Raw genomic sequence first — 21861 nt, 5'->3', positions numbered from 1 at the left:
TCCAAAGACATAACGACTGCCCCGCCGGCCTGCTCTGCTTCCGCGCACCAGTCGCCCATGCCGCTCGATGCCGTGTCACCGTCCGCCCCACCGACTACCGGCGCAGCGAGGGCGGGAACAACAAGTCCGTGGTCGCCAGGCCCGTCTACGACGCACAGGGTGAGTCGAGGGACGATGCTCCATCCCTCACACAAGGGCACCGCCCCGTCCGGCGCCATCAAGGGCGGCAAGGCATCGTGAACAGGCGCGCCAGCCAGCAGAAGCACGGGCGTGGCACCACGAATGAACAGAGTGTTCTCAGGATCCAGCAGCACAGGACCACTCTCGCAGTCTGGAGCATTGGGGCGGCAGGCGGGTGCCGAGAAGGGCCACGAGCACGCCCTGGCCAGAGTCGTCCAACCAACGCCTGACATCCATCGCTGTGATCAACAACCTTGGACAGCGGCATACCTCGCGGAGAACCGGCGTACGACGCACGGCAGGGAGATGCCGCTACCGAAGCGGGTGTCGCAGGTTCGAATCGTCCCCGGGGGCACCAGCGCAAAGGCCCCGGACCGATCTTGGTCCGGGCCTTTGACATCCACTTCCGACATCAACGCGGGCGGTCACCCACGATCGGGGCGCCTCTTACTGAGCAGCCGGTCCATGTGGCTCATGGCCTCTCGCTGGGTGTCCTGGACGACGTGGGTGTAGACGTCCATGGTGATGCTGATCTGAGAGTGGCCGAGGATCTCCATCACGACACGCGGTGCGACTCCGGCCGCCGTGAGGAGCGTGGCCGTGCCGTGCCGGGCATCGTGCAGACGGATCAACGGAGGCCGGCGGACACGGCGACGCGGGTGAAGGAGCGGTAGACGTTCCGCGGCTCGACCTGGCCGCCGGTGCGGGTGGTGAAGACGTAGCCGGACTCCTGCCACCGCTCCCCCGCCTTGGCACGAGCAGCTGCCTGCCGCATCCCGCCGGCGTGGCTACAGGTGTGCGCTGATGGGGCCAGCAGGTCTTCGAACGTGCGGCCGGCACCGGGCTCGCCGATGGCCCGCAGCTGCCAGGAGCCGCCGTTCCGGCGGAACTTGGCTGCCTCGAAGAACGATCGAGAGCCGGTTCACTCAAGCCCTCGTCGCTGGCTCCTTCGCCGTATACGTGATCCACGTACCGATCGTGGTCGTCCTGCAGTTCGCCCTAGCCAACCGTGGGCTGCCGGCGCTCAGTGCCTTCACGGCCGCCGCGGTGTCCGGAGCACTGATCAACTTCGCCGATGTGATGCGACGCATACCGGGCTTCCGCGGGTTCCGTGAACCTGGCGCCACGACTACAGCGGCGTCGCCGCTTCGAGTACGACGAATAGCGCGAAGACCGCGTTCAGCGAGGACAGAGTGGATACTGCGGTTCCCGTCGCGGCGATGAACGCCGCGATCCCCGTGGAGGTACCAGCCGGTGGCCAGCCCCGCTCCGGCGGGACCGGACCCAGCAGTGCGGCCACCCGCCGAGGTACAGGACCGGCCGCGGCGAAGGCGGCAACGGCAGGAGCAGTGGCACGGTGCGAGATGAGGGCCGCTTTGCCGACGGCGCGGGCCGTGAGCCGCCGGTCTCCGGTGTCGATGGCGGCCTCCTCGTCCGCCCAGCGCTCCGTGCTGTACGCGATGGCCGCGCGCAGCGGTCGCAGGAGCGGGTTGGCACAGCCGGCCAACTGGGCGGCGAGCAAAAGGCGGTGGTGTCGACCAGCCAGATGGGCCCGCTCGTGGGCAAGGAGTGCACGCTGCTCAGCCGTCGTCAGGCAAGCGAGCATGGCAGAGGTAACCATGATCCTGCCCGGTGAGCCGGGTAGCGCGTAGGCATACGGCACACTGTCGGGCAGAACGGCCACTTCGGATGTCGTCGGAAACTCCGCAAGTGCCCTGTGCGCACGGGAACGGAAGCGGAAGTGGCGCCGCACCGTGGACGCGCAGGCCATGGCTACGACCGCGAGAGCGACGATCGATGTCTTCCCGGCGATCCTGTCGTGCGGAACAGCCTCCCGGACCTCGTCGTCCGACCAGCCGTCGGGCAGCGGGTTGCCGGGCAGTTGGGCTGTCCCGACCACGACCAGAAGGCCGAGGCACAAGGTGCTGCACGACGCGAGAATCACAGCGATACCGGTCAGGAGACGGGCGGCGCTTCGCGGGTGCAGGTGCTGCTCGGCCAAGCGCGCGATGGGCAGCGCCGTGAGAGGCAGAACGAGGGGCAGATAGACAAAGACGCCCATCGGTTCAACCCTCCGATTCATCCGTAGGCGGGTCGGAAGGTTCTGGACCGCTCTCGTTGAGCAGCGACCGCAGCAGGTCCTCATCGTCCGGGGACAGCGCAGAGACGAAGCTGGACAGCACGGCATCCCGGTCGTCCCGCTGATCGAGGAGCCGCCGCATACGGAAAGCGGTGAGCCCTGCACCGCTCGCCGTCGACTGCCACAGAACCGGGCGCCCCGAACCGGTACGCGTGACCGCCTGCTTGTCGAGCAACCGCGTCAGGATCGTGATGACCGTGCTGTACGACAATCCGCCGTCGAGGCGCTCCTGTACCCAAACCGCGGTGACGGGCTCGCTGGCCTCGCCCAGCACGGACAGCACCTGCGCTTCGAGCTCGCCCTGTCCACGCCGGCGGGCGCGCGGCTCCCGCGAGCGGCCGTCTTCCTCTGCGCCCACGACGCGGCCCCTTTCGTACCGTTGCCCGATGCCGGTCGTACAACTGCCGGGCGCCGGGCATCGTACCCAGCCCCTCGGGTACCTCGCGCGATCGGGGACTCCCCGGCTTGCACCACTCACATCAACTCTACAGTGCTGTAGATTTCAGCTGTTGCCACTCGGTGCCCGCACGGTCACGCGCGGGCCCGCCGATGCGTAGTTGAGGGAGAAAGTCCATGGGTGTGAGCCTCGCCAAGGGCGGAAATGTCTCGCTGACCAAGGAGGCACCCGGGCTGACCGCGGTCCTCGTCGGTCTGGGCTGGGATGTCCGTACGACCACCGGAACGGACTACGACCTGGACGCCAGCGCATTGCTGTGCGACGAGGCCGGGAAGGTGAAGTCCAATCAGCACTTCGTCTTCTACAACAACCTGAAGAGCCCGGACGGTTCGGTCGAACACACCGGCGACAACCTCACCGGGGAGGGCGAGGGAGACGACGAGATCGTCAAGGTCGACCTGGCCGCTGTACCGGCCGACATCGCCAAGATCGTGTTCCCGGTCTCCATCCACGATGCCGAGGGGCGGGGCCAGAGCTTCGGGCAGGTCCGCAATGCGTACATCCGCGTGGTCAACCAGGCAGGCGGCGCCGAGATCGCCCGCTACGACCTCAGCGAGGACGCCTCCACGGAGACGGCCATGGTCTTCGGGGAGCTGTACCGCAACGGAGCCGAGTGGAAGTTCCGTGCTGTCGGGCAGGGTTACGCCTCCGGCCTCAGTGGCATCGTCGCCGACTTCGGAGTCAGCCTCTGACCGGGCTCGGCCCCGTCCCTCCCCCGCCCTGAGTACCGCACCTTGTCGAGAGTGGAGCCATGACCGTCAACCTGTCCAAGGGCCAGCAGATCAGCCTCACCAAGTCCGGCGGCGGCGAACTCACCGTCGTACGCATGGGGCTGGGCTGGAAGTCCGCCCCCCGCAGGGGGTTCCTTGCCCGGCTGACCGCCCGCGAGATCGATCTCGACGCCTCTGCTGTCCTCTTCGCCGACAAGACTCCACAGGACGTCGTCTTCTTCCAGCACCTGATCAGCGACGACGGGTCGGTCCGGCACACCGGCGACAACCGTGTCGGCGGCGCGGGCCAGGGCGGTGATGACGAATCGATCGTCGTCGACCTGTCGCGCGTACCGGCCCACGTGGACCAGATCGTCTTCACCGTGAACTCCTTCACCGGCCAGACATTCGAAGAGGTCGACAACGCCTTCTGCCGCCTGGTCGACGAGACCACCGGTCAGGAATTGGCCCGCTACACACTGACCGGCGGCGGCCGCCACACCGCTCAGATCATGGCCAAGGTTCAACGGTCGGGTACGGGATGGCAGATGGCCGCCATCGGCGCCCCGGCCGACGGGCGCACCTTCCAGGATCTACTGCCGGCCATCTCCACACACCTCTAGAACCACCCCCCAACGGACAGAACAACCACACCTGGAGCATCCGCATGGCACTGTGGGACCGCATCAAGGAATCGGCCTCGACGATGCAGACACAGCTCAACGCCAAGAAGAACGACCTCAAGAGCGGCGCCTTCCGCGACGCGAGCATGGCCATGTGCGCCCTCGTCGCCGCAGCCGACGGCTCCATCGACCCCACCGAGCGGCAGCGGGTCGCCGCCCTCATCACAGGCAACGACGTCCTGCAGCACTTCCCCGCCGACGATCTGCAGCGCCGGTTCAACGAGTACTGCCAGAAGCTGACTTCCGACTTCGAATTCGGAAAGGTCAGCGTTCTGCAGACCATCGGCAAGGTCAGCAAAAAGCCCACCGAGGCCCGCGCTGTCGTTCAGATCGGCATCGTCATCGGCGGCGCCGACGGCCACTTCGACCAGTCCGAACGTGCCGTGGTCCGCGAAGCCTGCTTCGCGGTAGGCATCTCGCCGACCGAGTTCGACCTGTAGGTCCTCAGCGGCGTGGGCGTGCTGTACACACACGGCACGCCCATCCCCTTGTCCGCCGGACAAGGGGATGCACGGCGAAGTTCGTACTCGACGGGGGAATGGCGTGAACAGCACGTACAGACTGCAGGACGAGGACAGACCCGACTACGCGCTGGCGCTGGACGAAGCCATACGGACCGCTGAGATACGGGGCCTGCTGGAGCGATCCTCCCTCAACTCCGGTCAGCTGCGTATCCGCGGACTCAGTGCCGGGCCCCGCATCGCCGCGGTTGCCGATACCGAGTACCGGACCTACACGTCCCTGCGGCAGCAGATGGCCGGCGGTGACGACTCACACCGGGCCCTCCCGCTGTCCGGCCGCAGAGGACAGGAGGAGCACGGGGCAGGTCTGCTGCCTGTCCTGGGCGTCCTCACCCCGGTCCTTGCCGTAGTCGCCGCGGCCGCATTCCTGCTCATCGGCTACGGCCTGGCCCTGGCGGGTGGACGAACACCCACGGCCGACGCACTGATCACCGCGGGCTGGGCCAGCTTCGGCATAGGGGCAATGACCGCCGCCGTCGGCCTCTTCTACCTCTACCGCACGGCCGTGGAACACACGGCGTCCGCGCCGAGGTCGCACGCCGCTCGATCGCCGGAAGTGAACAAGGCGCGCGAAGCCTGGTTGCGGAGCCTTCGAGACAACGCCCTTCTCCCCTTCCTCCGTGAGGAGCTCCGGAAACGCGACGCACTTCCCACAGACAGCGGCCAGGAGGCAGGCCCCCGCTACCGAAGTCCCGATTTCTCCAGCCCCGACTTCGGGAGCCCGCACTTCTCGGGGCCCGGCTTCGGCAGCCCGAAAGCATCGGCGTAACCCGCCGGCTGTGCGCGGCCTGGGGTGATCCATGGCGTGCTCGGATGGGTCTGCCGTACCCCGTGGTGGGTGGTGTCGCTGATCTGCGCGTGGGCGGCCGGCCTGCTCTTCGCAGGATCCGTCGCCCACATCTCCGACCTCCTTCGTCATGGCCTCCACCCCTACGGCTGGGCGCCGAACTGGCTGAACGCGTACGGGTCTTCTCTGGCCTTCTTCGACACGGTCGCCGCCTTGCTACTGATCCGCGCCAGACGTACAGGGGTTGACCTCGCCCGTCTCGTCGTGGTCACCGACCTCGTAGCCAACTGGTGCGCGGGTAGCAGGTATCCAGCACAGCCATTTCCTTGCTCAGCCCTGTCTTCAGCGTCTCACCGCCTTCGCCGTGCTCGTCCTCGGAGCAACACCCTTCGTACGCCGACATCTCGCCGCATGAGATGACGTCTTGAGCCCGTGCGCGGAAGACCGCCGATTCGCATTGCCGCCGTACTCGGTGCGCAAGGCGGTCACGGTGCGGGCCCTGGCGACCCGGCCTGCGGGAAGGAGCGCCCCCAGGGCAGCGACGAGCACGCCGCCGCGCGCGTACGTGTACTGGCCCCGACCGTGGAGGCCAGAGTGCTGCCCGTGTGCCGTAGATCGTGGAAGTGCAGCTCGGATTGAGTCGGCGACGGCGAAGGTCGATGGTGAACTTCGACTCCGCCACGTGCACGGTCACGGACCGACTCCACACGAGGCCGTGGCGGCGAGCCCGCAGGCCGCGCAGACCCTGGACCTCTTCGGAGCTGAGCGGGCTGGACCGCCCGGATGCGCTGGGCGACTTGGCCGAGTGGAGCGCAGTCGTCCAGATGTTCTGTCCACAGAGGTTGGTGACGGGGCTCCTGGCTCAGGGATCTCAAGGTGGGTGGGGGCCTTCTGGCCCGGTGTGGATTGCCACATCTGCACCGGCGACCAGAAGGCCCTCGCGCCGCACCGCTGACCGAAATCCGGGGGCGCCGCCCCCTGTGTGGCGCCCTGGCCGGGTGGCGCTACGGCAGCCGCTTCTCGTAGTTGCTGTCCTCGTCGGAGTCGTAGACCAGCTTGCTGTCGGCGTCATAACCCTTGATGCGCGGGGCCGCGGTGACCTGCTGGTTCAGGACACCAGAGGCGACGAACCAGCCGTGGTCCAGGGCGGCCTGGCTGGTGGCGCCGCCGTAGGAGACGGTCACCCGGGCCACCGACGGCTCGACGGTGCCGATGACACCCCACCGGAACGGCAGCTTCCAGTTGCCGCGGTCGAGGACCGACTGCTGGTAGAGCTTGCCGCCGTTGATGTCGGCCATCACAGGGCCGGCGCCCGGCACATCGTCGGAGCCTACGCTGCTGTTGAGGCCGTTCGCCTCGCCGTCCTTCACGTTGCAGATCAGCCGGGTCTGCTTCGGTTGCTCCTTCACCGCGACGACGTACATGCCATCGCCGGGCGCGTTGGAGTCGCCGGTGCTGTTCATCGCCAGGATGATCCGGTACTCCTCGGCCGCGCCCAGGTCCGTGCGGAAGCCGGACGGGCCGCGTGTGTGCGACTGGTCGTATGCGAGACACTTCTTCAACCCGTCGACGGCCTGCCCGAAGGTGATCCCGTCGAGGAGCTGGTCCTCCGTGACCGGCCGCGCGGGCCTCGCCGGCGACGCGGACGGCGTCGCTGACGTCCGCGGTGTGGCGCTGACCGACGGTATCGATGCCACCGTGTTCCCACCCGCATCCCCGTCGGCCAGCGCGTACGCCCCCACGGGCATCGCCGCCAGCGTCACCAGGGCCGCCCCGGTCGTCGCCACCCGGCGTCGCCGCTCGATCGTGCCCCGGCGGCGGACCGCCGGATACGGCGCCGGCGCGGGCCGGATCGTGTTCGCGTCCTCGGCGAGCAGCTCGCGCAGCTGCTCCTCGAAGTCTCCGTCGGTTCCCGTCCCCTGCTGCTTCTGTTCCTCGTTCACTTGCTGCCTTCCTGCCCGGACGACACTCGGCTGCGGACAGGTTCGTCCACGACCTGCGCGAGCCCCGGATACGTACGCAACTTCGCCAGCGCCTTGGACGCCTGGCTCTTGACCGTGCCGGGCGAGCAGCCGAGCACCTCGGCGACCTCGGCCTCGGACAGGTCCTCCCAGTAGCGCATGACGATCACCGCCCGCTGCTTCGGCGGCAGTCCGGCCAGCGCCGTGAGCAGGGCGCTGCGCTCGTCGGCCCACGAGACGGCCTCGTCGCGCCCGGCCACCTCCGGCGGCGCCGCGGTCAGAGCCTCCGTAACCCGCCGCTTGCGGAACCGGTCGCTGTTGCAGTTGACCAGGATCCGCCGGACGTACGCATCCGGTCTGTCACTGCGCGAGACGCGCCGCCATGAGCGGTACGCCTTGGCCAGCGCCGTCTGAGTCAGGTCTTCGGCGTGGTGCACATCGCCCGTGAGCAGATACGCGGTCCGTACGAGATGGGACCACCGCGCTCTGACGAATTCTTGGAACTCGGCCTCTAGTTTGGCCTGCATCAAGCACCCTCCCTCGCCCTCCAGACCACAGTTTCGGCGGATTCGGTTGCCCGGGATCCGGTGCCTCGTCGGTCAGGTGAGCGGGGCCGCTGACAACCATCAGCTGGGACCGGAATGTCAAGCATCTCCGGGGACCGGACACAAGGCTCCCAGCTGGTGAGTCACAACCTTCTCCACGGGTTCAAGGCACGGTGAGTTACAACCTTCTCCACAGGTTCAAGACACCCGGATGCGCTCCGCTCGGCCGGGCGCTCTTCCCGGCTCCGGCTGCGCCCGCGCTCCTGCCTTCGGCCCGCTCGGCGTTGCCGCCGCCGACGCGCGCCCACGTGGCCAGGCCCGGCCGCGCTCTACGTCGCGGGGATTCCTCCCCGCCCCGCACACAGCCTGGGGCTCGTAGTCGCGCTTGCCCTCTGGCCTGAGGCGATCAGAGCGGCTCACGCGTGCCCCCGAAAGTGGTTCCGTGTGGTGCACCGGCACGGGGCCACGCACCTCACGGTTACCCAGTTGCGCAATATTTAAAGTATCGGATAGTTCAACATCGGTACGGCGCCCGGTATTGGTCCCGCGTTCATGTCCTGCTCCTACCGTTGCCCGGCCGGGCCTGTCCCGGTGCATCGTCCAGCGTCCGAGGAGAGCACTCCACACATGCGCAGCAGACCAACCAAAATCCTGGCGCTTCTCGCCGTGACCGGCGCTCTTGCCGCCAGCACCGCGGCGACCGCCCACTCCGCGCCCCAGCAGGGCGGCAATGGCAAGAAGCCGGAGATCCGTAACGTCATCTACCTGCTCGGTGACGGCATGGGCCGTACCCATGTCACCGCCGGGCGCGAGCGCTACTACGGCGCCGAGGGCAAGCTGAACATGGAGCGGCTGCCGAGCTATGGCGCGGTGGCGACGTCCGCCGTCGAGAAGGGCAGCGACCAGCCGGCGCTGGTCACCGACTCCGCCAGCGCGGCCACCGCGTGGTCCTCCGGTGTGAAGACGTACAACGCGGCCATCGGCGTCGACTCGTACGAGAAGAAGCTGCCCACACTGATGGAGCAGGCCAAGAAGTCGGGCTTCGCGACCGGCAACGTGTCCACCGCCGAGATCACCGACGCCACCCCGGCCGCCCAGATGAGCCACGCTCTGCTGCGCGGCTGCCAGGGCCCGGTGTACTCCGACGCCGCGTGCCTGCCGAAGAAGGACGACGGGTCCTACGAGGACAAGCCCGCCGACAAGACCCTGATCACGCCGATCGCCCAGCAGATCGCCCGTAACGGCACCGCCGACGTGATCTTCGGCGGCGGCCTCGCGCGCTTCGCGCCGGACGACCAGAAGGCGCTGGGGTCGCAGGGCTACCAGGTGCTCGGCAGCTTCGGTGACCCGGCGCTGCCCGCCCAGACCGCTGAGAGCCAGAAGGTCGCGACCAAGGCCGATCTCGACAAGGTCAAGGGCGGCAAGGTCGTCGGGCTCTTCAATCGCGGGAACCTGACGGTCGAGAAGTCCAAGGCCGAACTGCCCGCCGACGCCCCGGAGAAGAAGGAGCCGACGCTCGCCGAGCTGACCAAGAAGTCGATCTCGCTGCTCGACGGCCGGTCCAAGAAGGGCTTCCTGCTCCAGGTCGAGGGCGCGCTGATCGACAAGCGCTCGCACGCCAACGACGCGTCGCAGACCCTGGGCGAGATCAAGGCGTTCGACGACGCGGTCAAGGCCGCCACGGACTTCGCGAAGAAGGACGGCCACACCCTCGTCGTCGTGACGGCGGACCACGAGTGCGCCGGCTTCAACATCATCGAGAAGGGCACCTTCACCAACGCCGAGGCGGCGGCCCCGCCGGCCAACAACGACTCGGGCAACACGGCCAACAACTCCGTGCCCGCGCGCTCGTCCTCGGCCAACGTCAAGGACCCGGCCCGCTCCTCCGGCATCGTCAACGGCTCGGGTGCCGGCGACGCCAAGAACTTCGGCCCGGCCACCTTCCGTACCCCCGACGACCCGGCGGGTGTGAAGGACGGCAGCGAGGACGCCAGCCTCTGGCTGACCTACCTGTCCGGTAACCACACCGGCGCCGATGTGCCGATCTACGCGTACGGACCGGGTAACAGCGCCTTCGCCGCCAGCCAGGACAACACCGAGCTCTACAGCAAGATGTACCGCTCGCTGTTCGGCACCGCACCGCACGGCCACTGACCCTCACTCAGCCACGCGACCGGGGCCGGGAGGGGGTGCCCCTCCCGGCCCCGGGTCGTTCGTATCCCAGGAGCATGTCCGATGAGACACCCGATCCGCATCACGACGGCCGCCGTGCTGGGCGCTATCGCGCTGACCGCTCTCACGGGCTGCGGTACCCCCGCGGGGACCGACCCGGGCAAGGGCGAGCCGCTCGCGGCCACCGCCTCGGCCAACGCCCTGCCCCTGCCCCCTCCCCGTTCCGCACCATCCCCGGCCGCGACTCTCCCGGCGCCGCCCGAGCAGGGCGAGGTACGTGTCGAGGAAGGGCCGTTCACCGACCGCGTCCGCCTCACGCGGCTCACGCTCACCGGCGGGTCCGCCGTCAGCGGGCACCTGGCAATCACCTCCGACGTCAGCGATGTGCTCGCGCTGGAGCTGAGTGCCGCCTATTACGATTCCAAGGGTCGTTTCATCGGCACCGGCAGCTTCCAGTACCAGGAAGAGGGGCAGGACGCAGAAGGCGGCCATCACCACGACGGACCGCGCGCGGCGGGCGAGGGCATCGACTTCAAGGCGCCCGCCACCAAGCTCACCGGCACCGCGGCAGCCGCCGTCGTCTCCGTCCCCGTCCTGGTCAACGAGTAGCCGTCCTGGTCGACGAGCAGCCGGGCTGGTCGACAAGCAGCCGGGCTGGCCAACGAGCAGCCGGGCTGGTCGACAAGCAGCCGGGCTGGTCGACAAGCAGCCGGGCGCCCGGTACGACCGGGCGCCGGACGGAAGGTCACTCCTCACCGTCGCCCTCGTAGAACCGCCCGTCCCGGCTGTGCGGATCGGGAAGCCGTCGCGCGACATGGTCGGCTACGTCGAGCTGGGGCCGTCCAGGAGAGCTGAGCGAGCACCGTCGGCGTGACCGAGGCCGCGACCAGCGCAGTCACCGGTGCTGGAGGACCGAACGAACGACGGCCGGACCAAGGCCCGCCGTGAGCCGAAGCCGAATCGCCCCGTGTCACCCGAGCGGGGCCCGAACCACCCTGCCGTCTGCAAGACTTGGAGCACACGCGTCACACGCCACAGGTTGTTCTTCTCGGCTTCATCTCGGGGGACTCATGGAAATCGAACTCGCCGAACTGCTCGCCTCGCTGCGGTCGGAGATCAACCGCGCCCGGCTCGAAGCGGACAACCAGGACGTGAAGTTCCGAATCGACTCCATCGACCTGGAACTGCAGGTCGCCGTGGAGAAGTCCGCCGAGGGCAACGCCGGTGTGCGGTTCTGGGTGGTGTCGCTCGGCGGCAAGGCCACGGCGAAGTCGACGCAGACACACACGGTCAAGCTCAGCCTGACCGCCGAAACGGACACTGGTGACCTGGTCCGGACCGGTGACGACGTTTCGGACCTGCTCGCGACGAACTGACCGTTGAATGAGCCCTGTCGACAAGGCCCGGGTGGCCGAGGTCCTCGTCAGGCGCGGTGACACGGCCGAGTACGGGTCCGGCTACCGCATCGCGTCCCGGCTGATCCTCACGGTGGCCCATCTCCTGGGCGACGGCCAGGAGGAGGACGTCTGCACCGTCTTCCTCGGGGGCCAGGACGTGCAACTACCCGCGACGCCGGTGTGGCGGAGTTCCAGCAAGGATCTGGCACTGCTGCGCCTCGACACCCCCGTGGTGGACACGGTCGCGCCCGTCGTCTTCGGGCGCCTGCCGGAAGGCCTGGCCAGCATCCCGTTCACCGGCGTCGGCTTCCCTGCCTTCGCGATACGGCCCGAGTCGGAGGGGAAGGAAGGGCTGCGGCGGCGCGACAGCAAGCAGGTCACCGGGTTCGTCCAGCTCGGGTCGAACATGAAGTCGGAGCTGCTGGACCTCACGTTCACCACCGTTCCGCCCGCCGAGCCGGCGCGGGGCAGGCCGGATCCCTGGCGGGGCATCTCGGGGGCCGCCCTGTTCGCCGACGGAAGCGGGCTGCTGATCGGGGTGCAGGCACAGCGGCTGCCCGCGGCGGGCACCAACAGCGCGGAGGCCGAGCCGATCTCGGCGGCGCTGGACGATCCGGAATTCTGCTCCGTGCTCGCCCGCAACGGCGTACCGTCCTGGGGCGAGCCGGTCGGTCTGCCCGGCGGTGACGCGCGGAGCCCGCTGCGGGCGGTGATCCCGCAGCAAGAACTCATCGACGGCTTCCCGGAGTTCAAGAAGAACCTCACGCCGGAGCGGCTGACCTTCGTCTCGCCGGGGGGTGACCATCCGGCCGAGCCGGGGAATCTGTTCGTGCGGCTCGTCAACGCCCGGGACAGAGGCGTGCTGCTGGTGGGCGCGGCCGGCGCCGGCAAGACCCGGACCTGCATCGAAGTGGGCCGGCTCGCTCTGGAGGCGGGCTGGCGGGTGCTGCACGTCGTGCCCGGCGAGGAAGCATCGATCAACGACCGGATCGCCCAGGAAGTGCTCGCGGAGCCGACACCCGTCCTGGTGGTCGTCGACTACCTGAACGAGGCGCAGCTCGACCTGCCGACCCTGCGGCACCAGCTCATCCCCGAGGCCCGTCGCCGCCACACCCACGTGGCACTGATCGCCTCCGTGCGTCCGGGCTGGCTGAAGCTGAAGAAGTCCAACAGCGCCTTGCTGCACCAGCTGTTCGACGAGGTGGAGCTGCGGCAGGACGACGAGTTCCAGCGGCTGCTCACGGACAACGCGCTGACGACGCTGGCGCCCACGGCCATCCGCCGTCTGGGAATGGACCGCATGCTGGCGCTCTGCGGACGCCGCCCCATCGTGGCCCTGCTGGTCGCCCGCGAAATGGAGCGCCGGGTCAAGGAGAGGCTGTCCATCCCCGAGACGGCGGGCCTGCGGGAAGGCGGTGAGCTCCCGGCCTGGCTGGCCAGCCGCCTCGGCGAGGACGAGCTGACCGTGCCCGGTCGTACGAGCACCTACTCCCCGGCCCGCGCGCCCCGCGTTCTCGTGGCCGCCGCGGCAGCTGCGGCGGCCTGTCCCCAGAACCGCCCCGCGGTCGTCGCCTCCGCCCAGGCGGCCCTCGCCGGGGCCGTGGAAACCGGGGAGGACGTGGCCGGGACACCGGACGCCGAAGCAGTGGTGACGACCCTCGTGTCACTGGGCTGGCTGGAGGCCGACGGCGAGGGCGTGCTCTCTGTCGCCCACGACATCGTGGCCGACCAGCTGATGGAGTCCGTCCTCCTGCCGGAACGGGACGCCGACCCGGACGTCGCCGGCTCGTACGCCATGCTCACGGGCTCTCTCACCAGCCCCCGCACCGTCGGGCGCTTCGCCGTCAACGTCGCCCGTCTCGTCAACGACATGGCGCTCGCCGACCGCGCCGGGCCCGTCACCGCCGTACTGGACGACTGGTTCACCGGCGAGGCCGGCACCATCGGCCGCATCATGCGGTACGACTCCAGCGTCGGCAGCTACGCGCTGGGCGCCGTCTTCTCGGGACCGCCCTGGTCCGCCACCGCCGTCCGCTGCTGGAAACAGGTCGTCAGCCCTTGGCTCGCCGCCTTCGGCACCGATGTCAACGCCCGCCATCTCCTCTACCGCGGCCTGCGGCATCTGCCCGACCACGGCGCTCAACTCCTCGTCCCCACCGCACTGGCCTGGCTGCGGTCGCACGGCCAGGCGAACGAGGCGAACTTCGTCCTCGGCCCGCTCCTGTCCCGTACCGACCTCACTGCCGACGACGCCCAGAAGGCCATCACCACCGCCCTCACCTGGCTCCACACCGACGACCGCACCACCAATGCCGAAGCCCAGTTCGTCCTCAACCCCCTGCTCAACCGCACCGATCTCACCCCCGACGACGCCCAGAAGGCCATCACCACCGCCCTCACCTGGCTCCACACCGACGACCACACCACCGCCCCGGAGGCCCAGTACGTCCTCAACCCACTCCTCGACCGCACCGACCTCACCCCCGACGACGCCCAACAGGTCACCGCCGCCGCCCTCACCTGGCTCGGCACCGACGACCACAACACGGCTGTCGAAGCGGGCTTCGTCCTCGATCCGCTCCTTGAGCGCACCGACCTCACCCCCGACGACGCCCAGAAGGCCATCGCGGCCACGTTCACCTGGCTCGACACGGACGACCATGCCACCCACCTCGACGCCCAGTTCGTCCTGAACTCACTCCTCCCGCGCACCGACCTCACCCCCGACGACGCCCAGAAGGCCATCACCACCACGCTCACCTGGCTCCACAGCGACGACCACACCACCGCCCTGGAAGCCCAGTACGTCCTCAACCCACTCCTCGACCGCACCGACCTCACCCCCGACGACGCCCAGAAGGCCATCACCACCACGCTCACCTGGCTCGGCACCGACGGCCACGCCGCCACCGTAGGAGCCGAGTTCGTGCTGGGCGCGCTGCTCAGAAGGCTTCCGACCGACGAAGTGCCCACCGATGTGACGGAGTTCGTCGACGCGTGGATCGGCGCACAGGTGCCGGGGCGGGACTTCTCGTTCCTCAGCAAGTGGGTTCTGCGCAAGAAGCTCATGAATCCCGTGATCCTCAAGGCGCTGCTCACCTGGGTCCACGCCAATCCCGATCACGAGGACCTCGTCCCGCGCATGGCCTCGGCCGGCTTCCAGGTGGGCCCCTACCTGACGTCCTGGGAGAGCAGCCGCAGTTGGCTCCGCGCCGTCGAGCTCAGCCTCGACCACGCCGAACGTCATGGGTCGGCCAGCAATCTCAACGGCGCTCTGGACGTCCTCATGTGCCAGCTCGCCACGGCGTTCACCACCGGCATCGGCGCCGCCTGGGCGGACGACTGCATCCAGCGCTGGCTCGCCCTGCCGTTCTCCATGAACACCACGGTCTTCCGCCCCCGCGTCACGATCGTCGGCCGCTGCCACGCCATGATCCTCAGCGGCCGGTTCGCCGAAGCGGAGGCGGGGGAACTGGCCGAACGCCTCCACCGGTGGGTCTCCCAGTGGGCTCCCGGCACACGCAACACCGAGGCGCTCGCCTTCATCGACGCGCACATGCGGTCGCGAGGGTCAGCAACCCCTGCTTGAGGTGGCTCGGCCACAGGCGTTGGGAATCAGCAGCAGCGGGCCGGATGAATGGTGCAGCGCGGCGAAGGCGGCGGGGGGTCGATCGCCGTGGCGCCCGGTGCCGTACCTTTCGTGCGCTCCGGCGGGGCGGCTTTTGGCGGTACGGCTTCGTGCGGCGCGGCTTCGACGGGTGTGTTGTCCGGCGTCATGGCTTCGATGTCCGGTCCGGGCGGGAAACGGGTGCGCCGCCCGCCGTCAGGTCCCCCACGGAGTCCGCGTAGTACGCCGACCCCTCCAGGTGGAAGGCGAGTTGGCGGAAGGTCCACCCCTTTCCGGGCGACCGGTCGAGCTGGTCGGGTGTCAGGGCGTCCAGGCGGTTCGCCCAGATCCTGGCCAGGCGGACGAGTCTGCTGCGCGCCTCGTCGAGGTCGGCCTCGGTGAACGGGGCGAGGTCCGCCTCGGTCGTGGTGGCCGAGGCGTGCCAGTGGTCCGGCTGCGTCTCCTCACCCACGAGTCTGGCCTCCATCTCCGCGAGGTGGTCGACCATGTGGTCGGCGACGCGGCGGATCGCCTTGTGCGGGGTGTAGATCCGGTCATCGGCGGGGACGGGACGGCCGTCCCATCCGGTCCAGGTCTCGGCGAGGCCCAGGACGTGGTCGACCATGGCCGTCAGGATCCGCGCGGGGTCGCGGCCGTCGGTCACCGGGGCGTCGTCGAGAGTGTCGGGGGCGTCCGGCGCGAGCAGGGCGGACGCGTCAGGCACGTGCGGTGCTTCGAGTACGTCGGGCGCGTCGGGTACATGCTTCGTGTCCGTCATGCCTCGACGCTAGATCCGTAACGCTTCGGTCCCTGCCGAACCGTTGCCGACCCTCCCCGGGTTCAGGACGACGTGACGTCCCTCGACCGCCGGACGCCGACCCGGCGAGGCGCAGTCCGGACCCACCGCGGAGTCGGCCCCGCGGTGCCGATTCCCGGCCGTCGAACCGCCGGACCCGGATGCCGCCCTCGACCGGGTGGCTCCGGGGTCGGGCTCAGCGCAGCTCCTCCGGGCACGGCGTGCCGGGTGACAACTGGTAGGGGGCGGCCAGCCGGTACACGCCCGGCCGCGGCGCGAGCAGTTCCGTCCACTCGTCGCCGTCCTCGTTCTCGTCGACCTTGATCAGGCAGCCGTTGGTGTTGAGATACGTCCGCGGGCTGTTCTCGTCCTCGCGCCGCTTGGACTCCTCGGTCTCCTGCGGCCGCTCGACGCTCTTGCCCTGGTCGTCGACCAGGGCGAGCCAGCGCGAGTACGGGATGCGGATCAGGATCCGGCCGGCCTTCTTCACATGGATGGTCAGCTCGCCCGCTTCGGCCCGGTCCACCGTGGCGGGCGGATCGGCCAGCGGTACCGGGCCGTCGACCTCGAAGAGCCGCCAGTTGGCGTCGGACCAGACCAGCTTCAGATACGGCAGCCCGCCGTCGACGAGCTCCGCCTCCTGCACCGCGCCGGTGGAGTCCGGTGTCCCCCGGGGCAGCACCACGTAGTGCACCGCCCAGCGGTCGAGCCACTCGCGGTAGCCGGCGCTGTTCAAGGTGTCGTCGTAGAAGAGCGGGTTGCGCTCCATGTCCGCCTGCCGGTTCCAGCCACGGGCCAGATTGACGTACGGCGCGAGCGCGGACGCCTCCCGATGGCTGCTCGCGGGTACGACCTCGACCCGCCCGCGCTCGGCCCCGACCTCCTGGAGCTCATTGACCAGCGGGGCCAGCTCGCGCGTCCAGGACGCGGCGGGAGCGGTACGGACGATGTCGTCGACGCCCTTGAAGCCGATCCAGAAGTTCAGCCCGGCGAAGGCGAGAACCAGCGCGTACCAGCGCCGGGAGCGCGGCTGCGCGTACGGCAGCGCGGCGAGCAGCACCACACCGGCGAACAGCATCGCCATCCGGGTGACGTTCGAGCCGATCTGCGAGTCGATCACGTAGGTCAGCAGGGTCCCGACGCCGTACACGGCGGCCGCGGTACGGACCGTCTTCCAGTCGCGCGGTACGAGAACGAAGACCAGGACGGCGAAGAGGAACGGCAGCGACAGGGTCGCGATCGACATCGGCTGCGTACCGGAGAACGGGAACAGCCACGCGGACAGCGCCACGACCGCGACCGGGGCCAGGCCCAGCGCGTACGCGCCGGGGCGCCGCTTGTTCAGGAAGAGCGCGGCGGCGACCACGCCCAGGAACAGACCGGCGACGGGGCTGCTCGCCGTCGCGAGCGCGGCGAGCGGAGCGGCGACGGCGGCCTTCGCCCACCGCCTACGGGGGGCGCAGCGACAGCTGCTCCGGTGGAGCCGGTGCTCGCACCGGAGGTGGGGCCAGCAGAACACGGCGGCCACCGCGCCCACCGCGAACATCATGCCGAGCCCGAACGTCACCCGCCCGGACAGCGCGTTGCACAGGTACGCGAAGACCCCGGCGAGCGAGCAGGCGAGCGGATTGCGGACGGCCCGGACCCGGACCAGGATCAGCGCGGTCAGCGCCGCCGACACGGTCCCGGCGGCCATCATCGTCGTACGCACACCGAGCACGGACATCAGATACGGCGACACGACGCTGTACGAGACGGGGTGCATGCCCCCGTACCAGGCGAGGTTGTACGCGGTGCCCGGATGCCGGCCGACGAACTCGGCCCAGGCGTCCTGGGCCGCGAGGTCGCCGCCGCTGTTCGCGAAGAAGAAGAACCAGAGGACGTGGGTGACCGCGGCGGCCGCCGTCGCGATCGTCACCGGGTGCCGCAGCAGCCGCTCGGCGCGGGTCCGCCGCGACAGGGCGGTGCGCGGCCCGGGGCCGTCCGCGGCTGAGGCGTCCGGGGCCGGGGCGTCCGGGGCGGGCGCGGCTGTCCGCGTACTGTCACTGCTGCTGCCGCCGCTGCTGCCCCGGCTGTCCCTCATGCCGCTGCTGTCGGCCGCCTCACGGCCGGGCTTCGGCTCCGCAGTGGTCACTACGGCTCTCCCCGTCTCCCCAAATCCGCCTGCCCCGTGCCCCGTACACCTGTGAGGACGCCTCCGCAGCATCCTTGAGTTGCTCCGGGACGCTAACACGTACGCAGTCGGGAAGAGGGTGCCGGGATCGGCACCCTCTTCCCACTACCGAGCTGTTCCGGCCATCGGCCGGTCAGCCGATCCGGGTCAGCTTGTCCCCGGCCGTCGGCTCCGCCAGATCGCTCTGCAGCGCGACGGGCACCTTCACCTGGCTGGTGCCCTCGCCCACGGTGAGCGTGCCGACGTGGGTACCGGCCGCCGCCGAGTGCGGGATCGTCTTTCCGTCGTCGGTCAGTTCGATCCGGACCGTGAGACCGGGCCAGCCGACCGCCGTCACGTCCTTGGTCGCGACCACCGGGGTGCTGCCGCCCAGGCCGTCGGAGACGGCGCCGACGACATCGCCCTTCTTCACGACCTTGGCGCTCGTCAGCAGATCCTGGGTCGCGACCATGGCTTCCTTGCTCACCGCGTTGACCGTGTCGATGATGGCGGGCTTGTGCTGGCCCAGCACGGCGCCGACGATCAGTTGGTCGGTGTCGCCGACCATCTTGTGGGCGGCGAAGAGCAGGTTGCCGCCGGCCTTGGTGGTGGAGCCGGTCTTGATGCCGAGCGCGCCGTTGTACGGAACGAGAGTGTTGTAGTTCCGCCAGTTCTTGCCCGACGGGTCGGTCCACGACGGCAGTTTGGTGATGTCCATCAGCGCCCGGATCTCCACCAGCTTCTGGCCGAGCTTCACCTGGTCCTCGGCCGAGCTCACCGTGGTCGCGTTGAGGCCGGACGGATCGGTGTAGGTGGTGTTCGTCATGCCGAGCGACTTGGCGGTGTCGTTCATCTTCTTGACGAACGCCTCTTCGGAACCCGCGTCCCAGCGCGCCAGCAGCCTCGCGATGTTGTTCGCGGAGGGGATCATTATCGCGGAGAGTGCCTCCTGCTCCGTGAGCTCGTCACCGACCTTCACGGTGTTGAGCGTCGACTCACCCTCCGAGTCCAGCTTGCCGTCCGACTCCGCCTTGGCGTCGATCTTGATGGAAGGGCCCTTCTCGCCCCTCTTCAACGGGTGGTCCTTGAGCACGATGTACGCGGTCATCGCCTTGGCCACACTGCCGATCGGCACGGCCTTCTGCTCGCCGAACGAGTCCACCGTGCCCAGGCCGGTGGCCGCCATGTAGCCCTGGCCCTCGCCCGGCCACGGCAGCGACGGCTTGCTCCCCTTGAAGGTGTACGTGGGCTTCGCCGACATCTGGAGCTCGGGGTCCGGGAGCGGGCGCACCATCTGCACGATCGCAAAGATGATCAGCAGGAGAAGGACCAGGGGGGTCCAGATCTTGACCCGGCGGACGGCGGTGCGGACCGGCGTCTGGGGCGGTGGGGGCGTGTTCGTCAGCTCGGCGAGCAGGTCGAGCGGCGGCTTGGGCGGCATCGGCTGCTGCGTGGTCCGCTCGGCGCCGGAGAGCGCGGGAGCGGGGAGCGGCGTGCCGGACGCCGCTGCGGGGGCGGCGGCCGGCGCCGGTCGTACGTCGTCCCCGCGCAGGGGTACGAACGTGCTGGTCCGCTCGGCTCCGGACTCGGGCTTCGGGGCCGGCTTCGGCGGGGTCTTCGACGCGGGCGGGGTGATCTTCAGCGCGGTCGTCGGCTGGTCGACCTTGGCCGCCGCCGGCGCCCTGAAGACGGCGGTCGGCTGATCGATTCCGCGCTCGTCCTCGGCGGTGCCGGCCTTGCCTGCGCCGTCGCTCTTGCCTGCGTCGTCTCTCTTGCCTGCGTCGTCCGCTTTGCCCGCGTCGTCTGCCTTACCCGAGCCGTCGGCCTCGCCCGCGTCGTCCGCCTTGCCCGCGTCGTCCGTCTTACCCGAGTCAGCGGCCTTGCCCGCGTCGTCCGCCTTACCCGAGCCGTCGGCCTTGCCCGAGTCGTCCGCGTCAGCACGGTCTTTGGTGTCGGCTTCGGCGGCTTTCGCGTCCTCGGCGGCGGCGTCGGACGCGTCGCCGTCGGACGGCTCGTCCGCACCGTCGCGCTCCGCCGCGGCGTCGGTGTCCGTGTTGTCGGCGCCGTCCGCGTCATCCGTGCTGCCCGTGTCGGACGCAGGCGCGTCCTCGGACGCATCGGCCTTCGGGCTCTCGTCACTCTCGGCGGGCTCGTCGCTCTCGGCGTCGCCCTTCGACACCCATGCCGCGACGGCCGCACGCAGCCGCGCGTCGCCCTCCTCGGGCGCTTCGGACGCTTCGGGCGCTTCGACGTCGGCGGGCTCGGCACCGTCCGCGTCCTCGGAGCTCTTGGAGCCCTCGGACTTCTCGGGGGACTCGACCGACTCCTCGACGGCCCCAGCGGCCTCAGGCGCCTCCTCCGGGTCCTCGGCAGCCTTCTCGGCCCCCACGGAGCCCTCGGAGCTCTCAACCGCCGAGGAGCCCCCCTGGGCCCCGGAGTCGCCGGAGTCCGAGGAGTCGTCGCTCCGCCCGCCGTCCTCGACGGTTTCGCCGCCCTCGCCGGCACCGTCGTCGGACGGTCCCGGCCTCGATCCCGTACCCGGCCCCGTGCGGAAAACGGCCGTCGCCGTGTCCGTACCCCCGCCGGCCCCGACCTCGGCCCCGGCGGACGGTTCGCGGAAGACGGCAAGCCGCGGATCACTCTCGCTCCGAGCCGTACCCGACGACTTCTGCTGCTTCGACCTGTCGGGGGACTCGCCCGCCACCGATGCCTCCTCCATGCGGCGCGGGGACATCCCCGCGCTGTCCGAACCATCTACCAGTGTCCCGTGTGAACCACTGACCCGGCTGCTAGACGAGAACGACATACCTACTGGTTCCCGCACAAAGCCACCAGGCACCCTCGACAGACCAATGTGAGAGGGGTCACCCTGTCATTCATCCACGCGGGGAGGCATGGATGGGCAGGAGCCGCAGAACAATTCCGGAGGAGCTTCTGTTGCTCGCTCTGGACCCGGCCACGGGTACCACAGCGCAGCCGCAGTCGCTCGACCTCGGCCTCGCCGGAGCTCAGCTAGTGGAGCTGGCTCTGGCAGGACGGATAGCCCCTGACGGGGATCGTATCGCCGTGGTGATGCCACGGCCGACAGGAGATCCGACTCTGGACTCCGCACTGGAACTGCTGCGCCGACGCGGCAGCCCGGTTCGGGCGGTCCACTGGATCGGCGGACCCCGGCTGGGGCTGCGTCAGATCTACCTCGCTCATCTGGAGCGGTGCGGCATGGTGCATGCCGTGGCGGGCCAGATGTGCGGAGTTCTGCCGACGACTCGCTACCAGGCGACGGAGACGGCGATCAGCCGGGACATCAGAGCCAGGCTGGACAGTGCGATCCGCACCGGCGTACCGCCGGACCCGCGGACCGCGGCGCTCGCCGCGCTGGCCCACGCGGTCGGACTCGGCAAGCACCTGTATCCCGGGAACGAGGGGCGTTCATCACGCTCCAGGCTCCGGGACCTCATCAGACACGACCCGATGGGCGGACTCGTGGCGCATGCCGTGATGGACGTCCAGAACGGGGCGGTCGCACAGCCGCGCCGTAACCAGGCGGCCGGAATGCCGTTGCAACCGCAAGTCCAGTCGCAGTCACGCCGCGGCAGCATGGCGCACACCGCGGTCCACTAGGGTCCGCCGGACAGACCCTGGGGCCTGTCGCCACACGCACCGCAGCACCAACCGAATACCGCCGCACCGTCGTCCCCAAGACCCGGTTCGGGAGCCGCACCAAGCGCGGGGCAGCCGGAATCACGGCTGCCC

The 21861-nt window shown here is 69.6% G+C and carries 16 protein-coding genes and 1 pseudogene; 9 read left to right on the top strand and 8 right to left on the bottom strand.

Going from position 1 to position 21861, the window contains the following annotated elements; translation table 11 throughout:
- Positions 1–605: 605 nt before the first annotated feature.
- The 3 genes and pseudogenes from ACFU8Q_RS15075 to ACFU8Q_RS15065 form a co-directional block, all read right to left on the bottom strand.
- Positions 606–955 (bottom strand): annotated as a pseudogene (locus ACFU8Q_RS15075) (tyrosine-type recombinase/integrase); the annotation flags it as partial.
- A 354-nt stretch (positions 956–1309) separates the two neighbouring features.
- Entirely contained in the window at positions 1310–2242 is a 933-nt protein-coding gene (locus tag ACFU8Q_RS15070; protein WP_384452991.1) for a M56 family metallopeptidase, read from the bottom strand.
- A gap of 4 nt (positions 2243–2246) precedes the next feature.
- Positions 2247–2678: a BlaI/MecI/CopY family transcriptional regulator gene (locus tag ACFU8Q_RS15065; protein WP_384452988.1), complete on the bottom strand. Its 432-nt coding sequence runs from the start codon at positions 2676–2678 to the stop codon at positions 2247–2249.
- 215 nt (positions 2679–2893) lie between these two features.
- Between ACFU8Q_RS15065 and ACFU8Q_RS15060 the strand changes: the two genes are divergently transcribed.
- The 4 genes from ACFU8Q_RS15060 (at position 2894) to ACFU8Q_RS15045 (ending at position 5460) form a co-directional block, all read left to right on the top strand.
- Positions 2894–3469: a TerD family protein gene (locus tag ACFU8Q_RS15060; RefSeq protein WP_384452985.1), complete on the top strand. Its 576-nt coding sequence runs from the start codon at positions 2894–2896 to the stop codon at positions 3467–3469.
- Positions 3470–3528: 59 nt separating this feature from the next.
- Positions 3529–4110: a TerD family protein gene (locus tag ACFU8Q_RS15055; RefSeq protein ID WP_384452982.1), complete on the top strand. Its 582-nt coding sequence runs from the start codon at positions 3529–3531 to the stop codon at positions 4108–4110.
- A gap of 44 nt (positions 4111–4154) precedes the next feature.
- Positions 4155–4610, top strand: a complete 456-nt coding sequence (locus tag ACFU8Q_RS15050) for a tellurite resistance TerB family protein (protein WP_384452979.1) — start codon at positions 4155–4157, stop codon at positions 4608–4610.
- Positions 4611–4713: 103 nt separating this feature from the next.
- Positions 4714–5460, top strand: coding sequence for a hypothetical protein (locus ACFU8Q_RS15045; RefSeq protein WP_384452976.1), 747 nt, complete (start codon positions 4714–4716; stop codon positions 5458–5460).
- Between the two features lie 1022 nt (positions 5461–6482).
- Here the strand turns inward: ACFU8Q_RS15045 and ACFU8Q_RS15040 are convergent.
- Positions 6483–7421 (bottom strand): hypothetical protein, encoded by a 939-nt coding sequence (locus tag ACFU8Q_RS15040; protein ID WP_384452974.1) that lies wholly within the window; start codon positions 7419–7421, stop codon positions 6483–6485.
- Positions 7418–7966, bottom strand: coding sequence for a SigE family RNA polymerase sigma factor (locus tag ACFU8Q_RS15035; RefSeq protein ID WP_384452971.1), 549 nt, complete (start codon positions 7964–7966; stop codon positions 7418–7420). Before ACFU8Q_RS15035 ends, ACFU8Q_RS15040 begins: the two co-directional genes overlap by 4 nt.
- Positions 7967–8611: 645 nt before the next feature.
- Here ACFU8Q_RS15035 and ACFU8Q_RS15030 point away from each other — a divergent pair.
- From ACFU8Q_RS15030 to ACFU8Q_RS15015, 4 genes are all read left to right on the top strand, one after another.
- Positions 8612–10138, top strand: coding sequence for an alkaline phosphatase (locus ACFU8Q_RS15030; RefSeq protein ID WP_384452968.1), 1527 nt, complete (start codon positions 8612–8614; stop codon positions 10136–10138).
- A gap of 81 nt (positions 10139–10219) precedes the next feature.
- Entirely contained in the window at positions 10220–10765 is a 546-nt protein-coding gene (locus ACFU8Q_RS15025; protein ID WP_384452965.1) for a hypothetical protein, read from the top strand.
- Between the two features lie 461 nt (positions 10766–11226).
- Positions 11227–11532 carry a trypco2 family protein gene (locus ACFU8Q_RS15020; protein WP_384452963.1) on the top strand — a complete coding sequence of 102 codons (306 nt, stop codon included), beginning with the start codon at positions 11227–11229 and terminating at the stop codon, positions 11530–11532.
- Between the two features lie 7 nt (positions 11533–11539).
- Positions 11540–15142, top strand: coding sequence for a trypsin-like peptidase domain-containing protein (locus ACFU8Q_RS15015; protein ID WP_384452961.1), 3603 nt, complete (start codon positions 11540–11542; stop codon positions 15140–15142).
- A gap of 184 nt (positions 15143–15326) precedes the next feature.
- Here the strand turns inward: ACFU8Q_RS15015 and ACFU8Q_RS15010 are convergent, their stop codons facing one another.
- From ACFU8Q_RS15010 to ACFU8Q_RS15000, 3 genes are all read right to left on the bottom strand, one after another.
- Positions 15327–15785 carry a hypothetical protein gene (locus ACFU8Q_RS15010; RefSeq protein ID WP_384453014.1) on the bottom strand — a complete coding sequence of 153 codons (459 nt, stop codon included), beginning with the start codon at positions 15783–15785 and terminating at the stop codon, positions 15327–15329.
- A gap of 367 nt (positions 15786–16152) precedes the next feature.
- Positions 16153–18090, bottom strand: a complete 1938-nt coding sequence (locus tag ACFU8Q_RS15005) for an MFS transporter (RefSeq protein WP_384452958.1) — start codon at positions 18088–18090, stop codon at positions 16153–16155.
- A 172-nt stretch (positions 18091–18262) separates the two neighbouring features.
- A complete protein-coding gene (locus tag ACFU8Q_RS15000; RefSeq protein WP_384452956.1) occupies positions 18263–20842 on the bottom strand; it encodes a D-alanyl-D-alanine carboxypeptidase in 2580 nt (859 codons plus the stop codon).
- Between the two features lie 164 nt (positions 20843–21006).
- Here ACFU8Q_RS15000 and ACFU8Q_RS14995 point away from each other — a divergent pair, with 164 nt between their 5' ends.
- Complete coding sequence (locus tag ACFU8Q_RS14995) at positions 21007–21729, top strand: GPP34 family phosphoprotein (RefSeq protein WP_384452953.1); 723 nt, start codon at positions 21007–21009, stop codon at positions 21727–21729.
- The last annotated feature ends 132 nt before the right edge of the window (positions 21730–21861 follow it).

The organism is Streptomyces sp. NPDC057543 (genome assembly GCF_042801895.1).
Taxonomy (GTDB): Bacteria; Actinomycetota; Actinomycetes; order Streptomycetales; family Streptomycetaceae; genus Streptomyces.
The sequence above is the reverse complement of the archived record's forward strand: the minus strand, read 5'-3'. Positions and strand labels throughout refer to the sequence as shown.